This is a genomic window from Pseudomonas sp. PDM28 (assembly GCF_019219115.1).
Taxonomy (GTDB): Bacteria; Pseudomonadota; Gammaproteobacteria; order Pseudomonadales; family Pseudomonadaceae; genus Aquipseudomonas; species Aquipseudomonas laurylsulfatiphila.
On record NZ_JAHUWG010000005.1, the window covers coordinates 67521 to 82995 of the forward strand.

Sequence of the window (15475 nt, forward strand, 5' to 3'; positions counted from 1 at the left end):
AGGCTAGAATGCACGGCCTCAAAGCACACCCCTTCCCGAGGCTGTCCCGAAGATGTTGATCCTGCGCGGCGCTCCTGCCCTTTCCGCCTTTCGCCACAGCAAGCTCCTTGAGCAACTGAGCCAGAAGGTTCCGGCTGTCAGCGGCCTGTATGCTGAATTCGCTCACTTCGCCGAGGTTACCGGCGTCCTGACCGGCGACGAACAGCAGGTGCTCGCGCGCCTTCTGAAGTACGGTCCAAGCGTTCCGGTACAAGAACCGACCGGTCGTCTGTTTCTGGTGCTGCCGCGTTTCGGCACCATCTCGCCGTGGTCGAGCAAGGCCAGCGACATCGCCCGCAACTGCGGCCTGGCGAAAATCCAGCGCCTGGAGCGCGGCATCGCGTTCTACGTGGCCGGCCAGTTCAGCGACGCTGAAGCCCGGTTGATCGCTGACGGTCTGCACGACCGCATGACCCAGATCGTCCTGGGCAACCTCGAACAGGCCGCCGGCCTGTTCAGCCACGCCGAACCGAAACCCCTGACCGCCATCGACGTGCTGGGTGGCGGCCGCGCCGCGCTGGAAAAAGCCAACACCGAGCTGGGCCTGGCCCTGGCCGAAGACGAGATCGACTACCTGGTCAACGCCTTCGTCGGCTTGAAGCGCAACCCGCATGACATCGAACTGATGATGTTCGCCCAGGCGAACTCCGAGCACTGCCGTCACAAGATCTTCAACGCCAGTTGGGATATTGATGGCGAGAGCCAGGAAAAAAGCCTGTTCGGCATGATCAAGAACACCTACCAGATGCACAACGAAGGTGTCCTGTCGGCTTATAAGGACAACGCTTCGGTGATCGTCGGCTCCGTGGCCGGTCGCTTCTTCCCGGACCCTGAAACCCGCCAGTACGGCGCGGTGCAGGAACCGGTGCACATCCTGATGAAGGTCGAGACCCACAACCACCCGACCGCGATTGCCCCGTTCCCAGGCGCATCCACCGGTTCCGGTGGCGAGATCCGTGACGAAGGCGCGACTGGTCGTGGCGCCAAGCCAAAGGCCGGCCTGACCGGTTTCACCGTGTCCAACCTGCAGATCCCGGGCTTCGAACAGCCGTGGGAAGTGCCGTACGGCAAGCCTGAGCGCATCGTTACCGCGCTGGACATCATGATCGAAGGTCCATTGGGCGGCGCTGCGTTCAACAACGAATTCGGCCGTCCGGCGCTGACCGGTTACTTCCGTACCTTCGAGCAATCGATCACCACGCCACACGGTGACGAAGTTCGTGGCTACCACAAGCCGATCATGCTGGCAGGCGGCATGGGCAACATCCGCGAAGAACACGTCAAGAAAGGCGAGATCGTCGTCGGCTCCAAGCTGATCGTGCTCGGTGGCCCGGCGATGCTGATCGGCCTGGGTGGCGGCGCGGCTTCCTCCATGGCCACCGGCACCAGCTCGGCGGACCTGGACTTCGCTTCGGTTCAGCGCGAAAACCCGGAAATGGAACGTCGCTGCCAGGAAGTCATCGACCGTTGCTGGCAACTGGGCGACAAGAACCCGATCAGCTTCATCCACGACGTGGGTGCGGGTGGTCTGTCCAACGCCTTCCCGGAACTGGTCAACGACGGCGACCGCGGTGGCCGTTTCGAATTGCGCAACATTCCGAACGACGAGCCGGGCATGGCCCCGCACGAAATCTGGTCCAACGAATCCCAGGAGCGCTACGTTCTGGCGGTTGGCCCGGCTGACTTCGAGCGTTTCAAGGCGATCTGCGAACGTGAGCGTTGCCCGTTTGCCGTGGTCGGCGAGGCCACTGCCGAGCCGCAGCTGACCGTCACCGACAGCCATTTCGGCAACAGCCCGGTGGACATGCCACTGGAAGTATTGCTGGGCAAGGCGCCGCGCATGCACCGTTCGGTGGTACGTGAAGCCGAGCTGGGCGACGATTTCGATCCGTCGACCCTGAACATTGCCGACTGCGTCGAGCGCGTCCTGCATCACCCGGCCGTGGCCAGCAAGAGCTTCCTGATCACCATCGGCGACCGCACCATCACCGGCCTCGTGGCCCGTGACCAGATGGTCGGCCCGTGGCAGGTGCCGGTGGCCGACGTTGCCGTCACCGCCACCAGCTTCGACGTCTACACCGGTGAAGCCATGGCCATGGGCGAGCGGACTCCGCTGGCACTGCTGGACGCTCCGGCGTCGGGTCGCATGGCCATCGGCGAAACCCTGACCAACATCGCGGCCTCGCGCATTGGCAAGATCTCCGACATCAAGCTGTCGGCGAACTGGATGTCCGCTGCCGGTCACCCGGGTGAAGACGCGCGTCTGTACGACACCGTGAAAGCGGTCGGCATGGAACTGTGCCCTGAGCTGGGCATCACCATTCCGGTGGGCAAGGACTCGATGTCCATGGCCACGCGCTGGAACGATGAAGGCGTGGACAAGTCCGTCACGTCGCCGATGTCCCTGATCGTCACCGGTTTCGCGCCAGTGACTGACATCCGTCAGACCCTGACCCCGCAACTGCGCATGGACAAGGGCACCACTGACCTGATCCTGATCGACCTGGGCCGCGGCCAGAACCGCATGGGCGCCTCGATCCTCGCGCAGGTTCACGGCAAACTCGGCAAACAGGCGCCGGACGTCGACGACGCCGAAGACCTGAAGGCCTTCTTCGCCGTGATCCAGGGCCTCAACGCCGACGGTCACCTGCTGGCTTACCACGACCGTTCCGACGGTGGTCTGCTGACCTCCGTCGTCGAAATGGCCTTCGCCGGTCACTGCGGCCTGAGCCTGAACCTCGACAGCCTGGCGGATTCCTCCGCCGACATCGCTGCGATCCTGTTCAACGAAGAACTGGGTGCCGTGATCCAGGTTCGCCAGGACGCCACCCCGGACATCCTCGCGCAGTTCAGCGCTGCCGGCCTGGGCGATTGCGTGTCGGTGATCGGTCAGCCAATCAACAATGGCGAGATCGGCATCACCTTCAACGGTGACACCGTGTTCGAAGGCCAGCGTCGTCTGCTGCAACGCCAGTGGGCCGAGACCAGCTACCAGATCCAGCGCCTGCGTGACAACGCCGACTGCGCCGAGCAAGAGTTCGACGTGCTGCTGGAAGAAGACAACCCGGGCCTGAGCGTCAAGCTGAGCTACGACATCAACCAGGACATCGCCGCGCCTTACATCAAGAAAGGCATCCGCCCACAGGTTGCCGTGCTGCGTGAGCAGGGCGTCAACGGTCAGGTGGAAATGGCGGCGGCGTTCGACCGCGCCGGTTTCAACGCGATCGACGTGCACATGAGCGACATCCTGGCCGGCCGTGTCGACCTGAACGAGTTCAAGGGCATGGTCGCTTGCGGCGGCTTCTCCTACGGCGACGTATTGGGTGCCGGTGAAGGCTGGGCGAAATCCGCGCTGTTCAACAGCCGTGCCCGCGATGCGTTCCAGGGCTTCTTCGAGCGCAGCGACAGCTTCACCCTCGGCGTGTGCAACGGTTGCCAGATGATGTCCAACCTGCACGAGCTGATCCCGGGCAGCGAGTTCTGGCCGCACTTCGTGCGCAACCGTTCCGAGCAGTTCGAAGCCCGTGTTGCCATGGTGCAGATCCAGGAGTCGAACTCGATCTTCCTGCAGGGCATGGCCGGTTCGCGCATGCCGATCGCCATCGCCCACGGTGAAGGTCATGCCGAGTTCGCCAGCGAGGAAGCACTGCTGGAAGCCGATCTGTCCGGTTGCGTGGCGATGCGTTTCGTCGACAACCACGGCAAGGTCACCGAAAGCTACCCGGCCAACCCGAACGGCTCGCCGCGCGGGATCACCGGTTTGACCAGCCGCGACGGCCGCGTGACCATCATGATGCCGCACCCGGAGCGTGTGTTCCGCGCCGTGCAGAACTCGTGGCGCTCGGATGACTGGAACGAAGATGCACCGCTGATGCGCATGTTCCGTAATGCTCGCGTGTGGGTTAACTGATAGCGATGTACAAGCTCAGCTTCTTTGTTCCGAGCAGTCATGTGGAACAGGTCAAAAGTGCCGTATTCGCTGCCGGTGGCGGACGGATCGGCGCTTACGACCACTGTGCATGGCAAGTGTTGGGCCTCGGCCAGTTTCGCCCACTGGACGGCAGTCAGCCGTTCATTGGCGAGGCAGGGCAGGTCGAACAGGTCGAGGAGTGGAAGGTCGAGCTTGTAGTGGCCGATGAGTTGATTCGCTCGGTGGTGGCGGCTCTGAAACAGAGCCATCCCTACGAGACGCCGGCTTATGAAGTGTGGCGGTTGGAGGATTTCTGATTCTCGTGCCGCTGAAATGAAAAACCCGCTGAAAGTGATTTCAGCGGGTTTTTTGTTGACCGGGTTTTTGTGGTGTTAGTAATGGCCTCATCGCGAGCAAGCTCGCTCCCACAATGGTCCAGTGTTTGCCGATCCAATGTGGGAGCGAGCTTGCTCGCGATGGCGGCCTATAAGGCACCGAGGATCTAAACCTTGGCACTGACCTCACTGCGATTGACCAGCGCTTCCAGCGCATCACTCAAACTCGGCGCCTTGTCGCCAACCAACAGATGCCAGATCCCGCCTTCCAGCTGACTCACACCCTGGCAACCCAGCGCTTTCAAATCACACTCCGACAACGCCTTGCCATTGGCCAGTTGCAGACGGATGCGCGTCATGGCGATGCAGTCGAGTTGCAGCACATTGTCGCCACCCCCCAGCGCATTGAGCCATTGCTGCGCCTCGGGTGTTGCCACGGCGTCAGGTGGAGGCGCGTCGATTTCTGTTGCCGGCGACGACACGATGGCACGCCCCAGTGCCGGCATCGCCAGGCGAATTTCATCGGCAATCGCATCGGCCATCGGCCCTACCACTACCTGCAAACTCCCGCCCTTGCCCGGACGCACCACGGCCATGGCGCCGAGCGCCTTCAGATCGGTATCCGAGGCCTTGTTGCGATCCACCATGTCCAGGCGCAAACGCGTGGTGCAGGCGCCGACGGTGATCAGGTTTTCCGCGCCGCCCAAGGCCTTGATGTAAGCCCCGGCGCGTTCATTGTCGGCCACCGTCACTGGCGGGGCGGCAGCGCTGGTTTCGCGGCCCGGTGTCTTCAGGTCGAAACGACGGATACAGTAATTGAACACCACGTAATAGATCGAGGCATACGCCAGGCCCACCGGGAACACCAGCCAGCCGTTGGTGGACTTGCCCCAGCCCAGTACCATGTCGATGAAGCCGCCGGAGAATGTGAAGCCCAGGTGAATGTTCAGCGCATTGGTGATGGCCATCGACAGGCCGGTCAGCAACGCATGCAGCAGAAACAGCAGCGGCGCGAGGAACATGAAGGCGAATTCGATCGGCTCGGTCACGCCGGTCAGGAACGCGGTCAGTGCCATCGACAGGAAAATCCCGCCCATCACCTTGCGCCGCTCCGGCAGGGCATTGCGGTACATCGCCAGGCACGCGGCGGGCAGGCCGAAGATCATCACCGGGAACATGCCGGTCATGAACTGGCCGCCTTTCGGGTCGCCGGCGAAGTAGCGCGACAGGTCGCCGGTGACCAGCGCACCGGTGGTGGGGTCGGTGAAATTGCCGAACACGAACCACGCCATGTTGTTGAGGATGTGGTGCAGGCCGGTGACGATCAGCAAGCGGTTGAACACGCCGAAGACGAACGCACCAATGCTGCCACTCTCCATCATCAGCGTGCCGAAGCTGTTGATGCCGTGCTGGATCGGCGGCCAGATATAGCCGAACACCACGCCCAGGCCCACGGCGGCGAACCCGGTGACAATCGGCACGAACCGTCGGCCACCGAAGAAGGCCAGGTATTCCGGCAGTTTGATGTCCTTGAAGCGGTTGTACAGCGCGCCGGCCATCAGGCCGCTGACGATCCCGGCGAGCATGCCCATGTTGATGCTCGGGTCGAGCACCTTGAGGGTGGCGATCATCACCAGGTAACCGATCACCCCGGCAAGTCCCGCCGTACCGTTGTTGTCCTTGGCGAAACCGACCGCGATGCCGATGGCGAAGATCATCGCCAGGTTGGCAAAGATCACCTGCCCGGCGTCGTGGATGATCGCGATGTTGAGCAGGTCGGTGTCACCCAGGCGCAGCAGCAGGCCGGCAATCGGCAGGATCGCGATCGGCAGCATCAGCGCGCGGCCGAGGCGTTGCAGGCCTTCAATGAAAAGTTGGTACATGGCGGATCTCCCTGGATTTTTGTTCTTCTTTTGTAAAGAGTTAGCTCAGAGGCCAGTGCTGGTGACAGGCATGACGCACGGCACTGGCGCTGCTCAGCTTGAGCAGGCCCTGACTGATGCGCCGGCATTCGCTGGCGTCGAGATGACGCACGCGGTCCTTGATTTCACCGATCTGTACCGGGCTCACCGACAGCTCGCTGACCCCCAGGCCGATCAACACCGGCGTGGCCAGAGGGTCGGACGCCAGTGCACCGCACACACCGACCCAACGCTTGTGCTGCGCCGCACCGGCGCAGGTCTGGGCGATCAACCGAAGCAGGGCCGGGTGCAGCGCATCGACGCGCGCGGCGAGCCCGGCGTGGTCGCGGTCCATGGCCAGGGTGTATTGCGACAGGTCATTGGTGCCGATGGACAGGAAGTCCGCGTGCTCCGCCAGTTGCTCGGCCAGCAACGCGGCGGCCGGCACTTCAATCATCACCCCCAGCTCCGGGCGCTGCGCCAGACCCAGTTCGGTGCACAAGGCGTCGAGGCGCTGGCGGATGTGCAGCAGTTCATCGACCTCAGTAATCATCGGCAGCAGGATCCGGCAGCGTGACAACGGGCGCAGGTGCAGCAGCGCGCGCAGTTGCTGGTCGAGCAGTTCCGGGCGGACCTGGGCCAGGCGAATGCCGCGCAGGCCTAGCACCGGGTTGGCTTCGACGGGCAGTGGCAGGTAGTCGAGTTGCTTGTCGCCACCGACGTCGATGGTGCGGATGATCACTGACTTGTCGCCCATGGCATCGAGCACGGCCTGATAGGCCTGATGTTGTTCCTGTTCGTCCGGGGCGGTGTGGCGGTCGACAAAGAGAAACTCGGTGCGCAGCAAGCCGACGCCGTCGGCGCCATTGGCCAATGCGTCTGCCGCTTCCGTGCTGGATGCCACGTTGGCGGCGACTTCGATGTGCAGGCCATCGGTGGTCAGCGCCGGTGTATGCGCCTGGGCCTGTTGTTCGGCCCGGCGTTCTTGCTGTTGCAGTTGCTGCTGGCGCACGTCGGCCAGGCGCTGTGTGCCGGGTGTCAGTTCGAGGCGGCCGCCGTCGGCGTCCAGCACCACCGGTTGCCCCTGTTGCTGATCGAGCAGCGTCGAGCCCAGTGCGACCATGCACGGCAGGCCTTTGCCCCGAGCCAGAATCGCTACGTGGGAGGTCGCACCGCCCTCGGCCATGCACAGCCCGGCGACGCCTTGCTGGCTCAGTTGCAGCAGATCGGAGGGGGTCAGTTCATGAGCCGCGACGATGGCGCCGGCCGGCACGTCGTAATGCCAGGTATCGCCGAGCAATACGCGCAGCACCCGTTGCTTGAGGTCGCGCAGGTCGTTGGCACGTTCGGCGAGCAATGTGCTGCCGGTTTGCTGGAGCACTTCGCATTGCGTGTCGATGGCCTGGCTCCAGGCGTGGGTCGCGGCCGTGCCCTGGGTGACGGTTTGACGGGCGGCGTCCAACAGGGCCGGGTCTTCGAGCAGTGCCAGGTGTGCAGCGAAAATGGCCTCCTCAGCGCTGTCCTTGTGTTTTTTCGCCTGGGCCAGGGTGTGGTCGATTTCGCTGCGCACCTGGCCCAGTGCCGCGTCCAGAACCTGGCGTTGCTGCTGCGGATCATGCTGGCCGGCGTCCACTGGCAGGCTGATCGCATTCAGGCGAAACAGCGGCCCGCCGACCAGGCCTGGCGCCGCGCAGACGCCGTGCAACACACCGGCTTCGGCAGGGCGATTGCGTTGGGCGATCGTCGGTGGCGCGGCGGCGTGACTGTCTTCGGCCAGGGCCGTGGATAACGCGGTGAGCAAGGCTTGCAGCGCGGCTTCGGCATCCGGGCCCTGGCAACTGACCTGGACTTCTGCCTGCTCGCCGATGGCCAGCCCCATCAGGCCGATCAGGCTGTCGCAGGTGGCCGACTTACCGGCGAAGTGCAGCTGCGATTTGCTTTTGAAACCTTGCGCGGTCTGACGGATCAACGCCGCCGGCCGCGCGTGCAGGCCGCCACGGTGAGCAATGCGTACGTGGCCGACAATCTCTGCGCCGGCAAACTCGATATCGACCTCTGCGGTCGATGTCTGTCGACGAATGATGTGCAGCAGCGGCTCACCGACTTTCACCGATTTGAGGGTGATGGGCCGCGCCTGAAAGTCCTGGCTGTTGGTGAGGATCAGCAGGCTGACCAGGCTTTTGCACTGTTGCGCGACCTTGTCCAGGTCGTAGCGCAGCAGGGGTTGGCCGTTGGCGACGCGCGCGCCTTCCTTGACCAGCATCGAGAAGCCCTGGCCCTGCAACTCGACCGTGTCGAGGCCCAGGTGCAGGAGCAATTCCGCGCCGTTGTCGGCACGCAAGGTCAGCGCGTGACCGGTGCGCGCGACATGCACCACCACACCCGCGCAGGGGGCGTGGAGCGTGTCGTTGAGCGGATCGATGGCGATGCCGTCGCCCATGGCGCCGCTGGCAAACACCGGGTCCGGGACTTTGGCGAGCGTGAGCACCGGGCCGCTGAGCGGGGCGCTTAAAGTCAGCTCTTTATTGTTGTTATGCATGGCTCGGTCTCATCAAAAATTCAGATCAGCTCGCCACCTGTAGGAGTGAGCTTGCTCGCGAAGAACCTGAGAACAACGCGTTCATTCAGGAAGAACGCGTCATCGTTGACGTCCATCGCGAGCAAGCTCGCTCCCACAGGGGACAATGATTCAATGGGTGCGGGTGACTTTGCTCAAGTGCCGCGGCTGGTCCGGGTCCATGCCGCGGGCCACGGCCAGGCCGGCGGCCATCACGTAGAAACTCTGGACCGCCAGAATCGGGTCGAGGGCCGGGTGTTCGGCGCGGGTCAGGGTCAGGTCGCGCTCGAGCACGTCATCCGGTGCGGCCAGCAGGACACGGGCGCCGCGCTGGCGCATGTCGGCGGCCAGGCTCAGCAGGCCGGCCTGTTCGGCGCCCCGTGGGGCAAACACCAGCAGCGGGTAGTTGTCGCCGATCAGGGCCATCGGGCCGTGGCGGACTTCGGCGCTGCTGAAGGCTTCGGCCTGGATCGCCGAGGTCTCTTTGAATTTGAGCGCCGCTTCCTGGGCGATGGCGAAACCGGCGCCACGGCCGATCACCATCAGGCGCTGGCAATCGCGCAAGGCCTCGATGGCCGGGCTCCAGTCCTGTTGCGCGGCGTTGCGCAGGCCGTCGGGCAAGGCCAAGCCGGCCTCGAGCAGTTCGGCGTCTTCCTTCCAGTGCCCGATCAACCGCGCGCTGGCGCTCAGGGTGGCGATGAAACTCTTGGTCGCGGCGACGCTGCTTTCGGTGCCGGCACACAGCGGCAGGCTGAATTCACAGGCGGCTTCCAGCGGCGAGTCTTCGGCATTGACCAGCGAAATGCTCAAGGCACCGCGCTTGCGCAACAGGCGCAGGCTGTTGACCAGGTCCGGGCTTTGCCCCGATTGCGAGAAGGCGAATGCCACCTGGCCGCTGACCTTCAGCGGCGCCTGCTGCATGGTCACCACCGACATCGGCAACGACGCCACCGGGATGCCCAGCAGCTGCATGGTCAGGTAGGCGAAGTAACTGGCGGCGTGGTCGGAGCTGCCGCGGGCCACGGTCATGGCCACTTGCGGCGGCTGACGACGCAGGCGTCCGGCGATCTCGATCATCTGCGGGTCGAGTTGCTGCAATTGGGCTTGCACGGCCTCGAACGAGGACAGCGCCTCTTCAAGCATTTTTGAAGTCAATGTCTTCTCCTTCGACCATGACGGCGGTCAGTTTCAGTGAGCGATCCAGCCGCACGCAGTCGGCCCAGGCCCCCGGTTGCAGGCGCCCGCGTTCGGTGAGGCCGAGGTAGTCGGCGGGGAATTGCGACAGGCGCTGCGAGGCTTCGGCGATGGGCAGGCCGATTTTCACCAGGTTGCGCAAGGCCTGATCCATGGTCAGGGTGCTGCCGGCCAGGGTGCCGTCGGGCAGGCGCACGCCGCCCAGGCATTTGGTCACGGTGTGGCTGCCGAGTTTGTACTCGCCGTCGGGCATGCCGGCGGCGGCGGTCGAGTCGGTGACGCAATACAGGCACGGGATCGAGCGCAGGGCGACGCGGATGGCGCCGGGGTGCACGTGCAGCAGGTCGGGAATCAGTTCGGCGTATTTGGCGTGGGCCAGTGCAGCGCCGACGATCCCCGGCTCGCGGTGATGCAGCGGGCTCATGGCGTTGTAGAGGTGGGTGAAACTGCTGGCGCCGGCCTCCAGCGCCGCGACGCCTTCCTCGTAACTGCCCAGGGTGTGGCCGATCTGCATGCGGATGCCGCGGCGGCTGAGGTCGCGGATCAAGGCATCGTGACCGGCGATTTCCGGGGCAATGGTGATCACCCGGATCGGCGCCAGTGCCAGGTACGCTTCGACCTCGGCCATCAACGCGGTGTGGGCGAAGTTGGGTTGCGCGCCGAGCTTGCCGGGGTTGATGTAGGGGCCTTCGAGGTGCACGCCGAGCACCCGCGCGCAGCCTTGTGGCCGCTGCTCACAGAATTTGCCGACGGCTTCGAGCACGCTGGTGATCTCTTCGCTCGGCGCCGTCATGGTGGTGGCCAGCAGCGACGTGGTGCCGAAGCGCACGTGGGTGCGGGTGATGGTTTCGAAGGCGGGCGTGCCTTCCATGATGTCTTTGCCGCCACCGCCGTGAACGTGCAGGTCGATGAAACCCGGCAGCAGATAAGGCAGGTCGTTGTCCGTCGGATCGCAGGGGACGCCTTCGATGGACACGACCTTGCCGTGGGCATGGACCAGTCGGCCGCGAACCCAGCCGCGGGCGGTGAGGATGTTGTCTTCGGACATGTCGGGATCTCGGTTTTTAGCGGCCGGCTGTTTGTCAGCGACGCAGCTCTGCCACAAAGTCGTAGTAGTCGTTGCGGCAATAGGTGTCGGTGACTTCGATGGGCGTGTTGTCTTCCAGGTAGCCGACCCGGGTCATCAGCAGCATGGCGGTGCCGGGGGCGATGCCGACCAGCGCGGCGAACTCGTCCGAGGCGTTGATCGCCTGGATGTGCTGCAAGGCGCGCACCACCGGCTTGCCGATGCCGTCGAGGAATTCGTAGAGGGAGTCGCCCACCGATTGCGGCTTGGGGATGATCGAGGCGGGCAGGGTGCTCATCTCGATGGCCATTACGGTGTCGTCGGCCTTGCGCAGGCGTTTGAGGCGCGCGACCTTGTCGTTGGGCGACAGGCCGAGGCGGATCAGCTCTTCGTGGGTCGGCAGGGTGATTTCCCGCTCCAGCCATTGCGAACCGGGCACGAAACCCTTGAGGCGGAGCATTTCACTGAAACCGGACAGACGCGACAGCGGTTGTTCGAGGCGCGGCGTGATGAAGGTACCGGAGCCCTGGTTACGGCGGATCAGGCCTTGTTCGAACAATACTTCCAGCGCCTTGCGTGCAGTGACGCGGGAGATGCCCAGGGTTTCGCTCAGATGGCGCTCCGACGGCATGGCCTGTTCGGCTTTCCACTGGCCGGCATGGATCGCCGCTTCCAGATTGCGTGCCAGTTGCAGGTACAACGGCGTGGGTTGGGTGTCGTCGGGGCGCAGGGCCTGTAGGTCGTTCATGTAGGCAATGTCCGATGCGGATATAGGATTGTTGTCGCCCGGTTGTGAGGCGAAACTAATACCACTTGCATACCATGTCAACGCGGGTGTTTTACAAGAATGTGCCAATTGTGGCTGACTGGAGGTCGGGTGGTTTTAAGTGGTATTAGCGGTGGGCTTTAAAACGACAAAGATCGCAGCCTGCGGCAGCTCCTACAGGTGGGATTGGTATCAACCCTGTAGGAGCTGCCGCAGGCTGCGATCTTTCGATTTTATTTTTTGATGCCGACCAATGGTCGAGGGAATTACGGACGAATTTCGATCATCGTGCCGTCCGGCACCAGGTTCCAGACTTCACGCATGTCCATGTTGCGCATGGCGATGCAGCCGTCGGTCCAGTCCAGGGTGTGGAACAGGTCCTCCGGGGTGTCCTCGGTGTCCGGGGTGCCGTGGATCATGATCATGCCGCCGGGCTCGACGCCTTCACGACGGGCGCGGGCCGAATCGCTGATGTTCGGGTAGGAAATGTGCATCGCCAGGTTGAATTTATCACTGACCTTGCGCCAGTCGACCCAGTAGAGGCCTTCCGGGGTGCGCTTGTCGCCTTCCATCAGTTTCGGCCCCTTGGGACGCTTGCCCAGGGAAATGCGATAAGTCTTGAGCGGCTTGCCGTCATTGATCAATTGCAATTGATGGGACGACTTGAGAACCAGGATTTTCTCGATGACCTTGCCGTCCAGGGGTTCCAGGGCAGAAGCCTGGGACACCGCGACGAAAGACAAACAGAACAGGGCAAGCAACCAGCGCATTGAAACGATTCCCCAGGAGGTGTCGCGACTATTTATTTATAGATGTTTTATGTAGGAGCTGTCGAAGGCTCGGGCCGCGTTCGGACGATTTTTCAGCGACTACGAATGATACCAATATGGCATCAGATTATGGCAGGTTGAGCAAGCGGCGGAATCGATTCAGACCGTACGGGATAGACCTCGGTCCGCCGGTCAGCGAAGAAGCATTCTAAGGTACGGCCCACCGTGCGGAAAGCCAGCTCATCCCAAGGAATGTCCGCTTCGTCGAATAGTTGCACTTCCAGGCTCTCGGGGCCGGCAGAAAAATCCAGGTCCGCAAGCGTGGCACGGAAGAACACATGCACCTGGCTGATGTGTGGCACATCGATCAGGGTATAGATGCTCAGGTTGCGCACCCGGGCGCAGGCTTCCTCGGCGGTTTCGCGAATGGCGGCCTGTTCGATGGTCTCGCCGTTCTCCATGAAACCGGCGGGCAGGGTCCAGTAGCCGCGGCGCGGCTCGATGGCCCGCCGGCACAGCAACACCTTGCTGCCCCAGGTCGCCACGCAGCCGGCGACGATATTGGGGTTCTGGTAGTGGATGGTCTGACAGCTGTCGCAGACAAAACGCAGGCGTGAATCGCCCTCGGGAATGCGCTGGGTCACCGGGTTACCGCACTGGCTGCAAAATTTCATGCTGGGGTTCCTGAATGCTGCGCCTATCTTGGCGTGCTGCGGTGCCGGTCGGCAAGTTGTCGTTTCGCGACATGGGGCGGTTGCGGGGCTTGGGCGACCGCAGCGATTGGTGCATGATGCCGGGTAAGGCACAAATCGAGAACACTCATGCTGGACGAGCTACTGCATCGGGTTAGTAACCACACTCCACGCACGCTGGAGACCGATCGTCGTTTTCCCGAGGCCGCAGTGCTGGTGCCCATCACCCGCAGTGACGAGCCCGAGCTGGTTTTGACCCTGCGTGCCAGCGGCCTGTCGACCCATGGCGGCGAAGTCGCCTTCCCCGGTGGTCGCCGCGACCCCGAAGACTCTGACCTCATTTTCACCGCCCTGCGTGAAGCCGAAGAAGAAATAGGCCTGCCGCCGGGGCTGGTCGAGGTGATCGGCCCGCTCAGCCCGCTGATCAGCCTGCATGGCATCATGGTCACGCCCTATGTTGGGGTGATCCCGGATTTTGTCGAATACCGGGCCAACGATGCCGAGATCGCCGCGGTGTTCAGCGTGCCCCTGGAATTCTTCCGCAAAGACCCCCGCGAACATACCCATCGCATCGACTATCAGGGCCGCAGTTGGTACGTGCCGAGCTATCGCTTTGGCGAATACAAGATCTGGGGACTGACGGCGATCATGATCGTCGAGTTGATCAACCTGCTGTATGACGCCAAAATCAGCCTGCATCAACCTCCCAAAAGCTTTATTAATACCTGAAGCCATCGTTCGAATGGCACTGCCCGAGCCCTGAGGAAAACAACAATGAAATACCGCCTGGGCGACGCCCGTGTCGAAACCCATCCACAGAGCTGGGTCGCCCCCAATGCCGTGCTGGTGGGCAAGGTCAAGCTGGAAGAGGGCGCCAACGTCTGGTTCAACGCCGTGCTGCGCGGCGACAACGAGTTGATCCTGATCGGCAAGAACAGCAACGTCCAGGACGGCACCGTGATGCACACCGACATGGGCTATCCGCTGACCATCGGCACCGGCGTGACCATCGGCCATAACGCCATGCTCCACGGCTGCACCGTCGGCGACAACAGCCTGATCGGCATCAACGCGGTGATTCTCAATGGCGCGAAGATCGGCAAGAACTGCATCATCGGCGCCAATTCGCTGATCGGCGAAGGCAAGGAAATTCCGGACGGATCGCTGGTCATGGGTTCGCCCGGCAAAGTGGTGCGCGAATTGACCGAACCGCAAATCAAGATGCTGGAAGCCAGCGCAGCCCACTATGTGCACAACTCGCAGCGTTATGCCCGCGATCTGGTCGAGCAGGAAGAATGAGCACGCCCGAACGCCCGGTGGCATCGCCCTGCGTGAGTATTTGTGCGCTGGATGACGATGATATCTGCACCGGTTGCCAGCGTACGGTTGAGGAAATCACCCGCTGGAGCCGCATGACCAACGACGAACGGCGCACGGTGCTGGGGTTGTGTCATGAGCGGGCCAAGGCCAGTGGGTTAGTGTGGATGTTGCCCACCAAATCCAATAACTAAGTCGGTCGCGCTTTTGTGGCGAGGGGACTTGCCCCCGTTGCGCTGCGCAGCAGCGCCAAATCCTGCAATCACATTCTGTCTGACCAACCTGGCCCGCTGAATTTACGACTGCTGCGCAGCGCAACGGGGGCAAGCCCCCTCGCCACAAAAGCGCTTCGCCACAGGTTATTTGTGTACCGAAGATGAAGTACCCTGTGCACAAAATTGACAGGTACTACTGCTCCCATGCTCTTCCTGATCACCTACATCAGCAGCGTCGTGCTGATCAACTTCGCCTTCTCCACCGCCCCCCACCTGGACATTATCTGGTCGGCCTGGGGCGGGCTGGTGTTTATTTTGCGCGACATGGTGCAAACCCGTTTCGGGCATGGCGCCCTCGTGGCGATGCTGGTGGCGCTGGTGTTGTCCTACGTCACCTCCGATCCGTCCATCGCCCTGGCCAGCGCCACGGCGTTTGCGGTTTCCGAGTGCATCGACTGGCTGGTGTTCAGCATCACCAAGCGCCCGCTGCATGATCGCCTGTGGATAAGTTCGGCCCTGAGCATTCCCCTCGACACCTTTATTTTTTTCGGCATGATCGACGCCCTGACGCCGGGGGTGATCCTGACCGCCCTGGGTTCGAAATTCGCCGGGGTCACCGCCGTGTGGCTGATCATGGCCTGGCGCCTGCGCAAACAGGCTGTCGTCAGCTGAAGTTCATGTAAAATGCCGCGCTTTCTCCCCATGGGAAGCGT

Annotated in this window: 13 protein-coding genes; 6 read left to right on the forward strand and 7 right to left on the reverse strand. The window is 62.9% G+C overall.

What is annotated here, in order from left to right:
• The first annotated feature begins 52 nt into the window (after positions 1 to 52).
• Together purL and KW841_RS12370 are read left to right on the forward strand one after the other, a co-directional pair.
• A complete protein-coding gene (gene purL / locus KW841_RS12365) occupies positions 53 to 3949 on the forward strand; it encodes a phosphoribosylformylglycinamidine synthase (protein ID WP_218476296.1) in 3897 nt (1298 codons plus the stop codon).
• A gap of 5 nt (positions 3950 to 3954) precedes the next feature.
• Positions 3955 to 4266, forward strand: coding sequence for a YqfO family protein (locus tag KW841_RS12370; protein ID WP_218476299.1), 312 nt, complete (start codon positions 3955 to 3957; stop codon positions 4264 to 4266).
• Between the two features lie 185 nt (positions 4267 to 4451).
• Here KW841_RS12370 and nagE read toward each other — a convergent pair whose 3' ends face one another.
• The 7 genes from nagE to KW841_RS12405 all read right to left on the reverse strand — a co-directional run bounded on the left by nagE (position 4452) and on the right by KW841_RS12405 (position 13212).
• Complete coding sequence (gene nagE / locus KW841_RS12375) at positions 4452 to 6167, reverse strand: N-acetylglucosamine-specific PTS transporter subunit IIBC (protein WP_218476302.1); 1716 nt, start codon at positions 6165 to 6167, stop codon at positions 4452 to 4454.
• Between the two features lie 40 nt (positions 6168 to 6207).
• Positions 6208 to 8724, reverse strand: a complete 2517-nt coding sequence (gene ptsP / locus KW841_RS12380) for a phosphoenolpyruvate--protein phosphotransferase (RefSeq protein ID WP_218476304.1) — start codon at positions 8722 to 8724, stop codon at positions 6208 to 6210.
• 150 nt (positions 8725 to 8874) lie between these two features.
• Entirely contained in the window at positions 8875 to 9897 is a 1023-nt protein-coding gene (locus KW841_RS12385) for an SIS domain-containing protein (protein ID WP_218476307.1), read from the reverse strand.
• Positions 9878 to 10984 (reverse strand): N-acetylglucosamine-6-phosphate deacetylase, encoded by a 1107-nt coding sequence (gene nagA / locus KW841_RS12390; RefSeq protein WP_218476310.1) that lies wholly within the window; start codon positions 10982 to 10984, stop codon positions 9878 to 9880. The genes KW841_RS12385 and nagA overlap by 20 nt, the downstream gene beginning before the upstream one ends.
• Positions 10985 to 11018: 34 nt before the next feature.
• Positions 11019 to 11750 (reverse strand): GntR family transcriptional regulator, encoded by a 732-nt coding sequence (locus KW841_RS12395; RefSeq protein WP_007973947.1) that lies wholly within the window; start codon positions 11748 to 11750, stop codon positions 11019 to 11021.
• A gap of 284 nt (positions 11751 to 12034) precedes the next feature.
• A complete protein-coding gene (locus tag KW841_RS12400) occupies positions 12035 to 12538 on the reverse strand; it encodes a murein L,D-transpeptidase family protein (protein ID WP_007973946.1) in 504 nt (167 codons plus the stop codon).
• 122 nt (positions 12539 to 12660) lie between these two features.
• The gene (locus KW841_RS12405) at positions 12661 to 13212 is read right to left on the reverse strand and encodes an NUDIX hydrolase (protein WP_218476312.1); all 552 of its coding nucleotides are present in this window, start codon (positions 13210 to 13212) and stop codon (positions 12661 to 12663) included.
• A 147-nt stretch (positions 13213 to 13359) separates the two neighbouring features.
• Between KW841_RS12405 and KW841_RS12410 the strand changes: the two genes are divergently transcribed.
• The 4 genes from KW841_RS12410 to KW841_RS12425 all read left to right on the forward strand — a co-directional run bounded on the left by KW841_RS12410 (position 13360) and on the right by KW841_RS12425 (position 15434).
• Complete coding sequence (locus KW841_RS12410; protein WP_007973942.1) at positions 13360 to 13959, forward strand: CoA pyrophosphatase; 600 nt, start codon at positions 13360 to 13362, stop codon at positions 13957 to 13959.
• Positions 13960 to 14004: 45 nt separating this feature from the next.
• Positions 14005 to 14529 (forward strand): gamma carbonic anhydrase family protein, encoded by a 525-nt coding sequence (locus KW841_RS12415; RefSeq protein ID WP_102699098.1) that lies wholly within the window; start codon positions 14005 to 14007, stop codon positions 14527 to 14529.
• Entirely contained in the window at positions 14526 to 14741 is a 216-nt protein-coding gene (locus tag KW841_RS12420) for a DUF1289 domain-containing protein (protein ID WP_007973937.1), read from the forward strand. Before KW841_RS12415 ends, KW841_RS12420 begins: the two co-directional genes overlap by 4 nt.
• Before the next feature lie 225 nt (positions 14742 to 14966).
• Entirely contained in the window at positions 14967 to 15434 is a 468-nt protein-coding gene (locus KW841_RS12425) for a VUT family protein (RefSeq protein ID WP_102699096.1), read from the forward strand.
• Positions 15435 to 15475 lie beyond the last annotated feature (41 nt).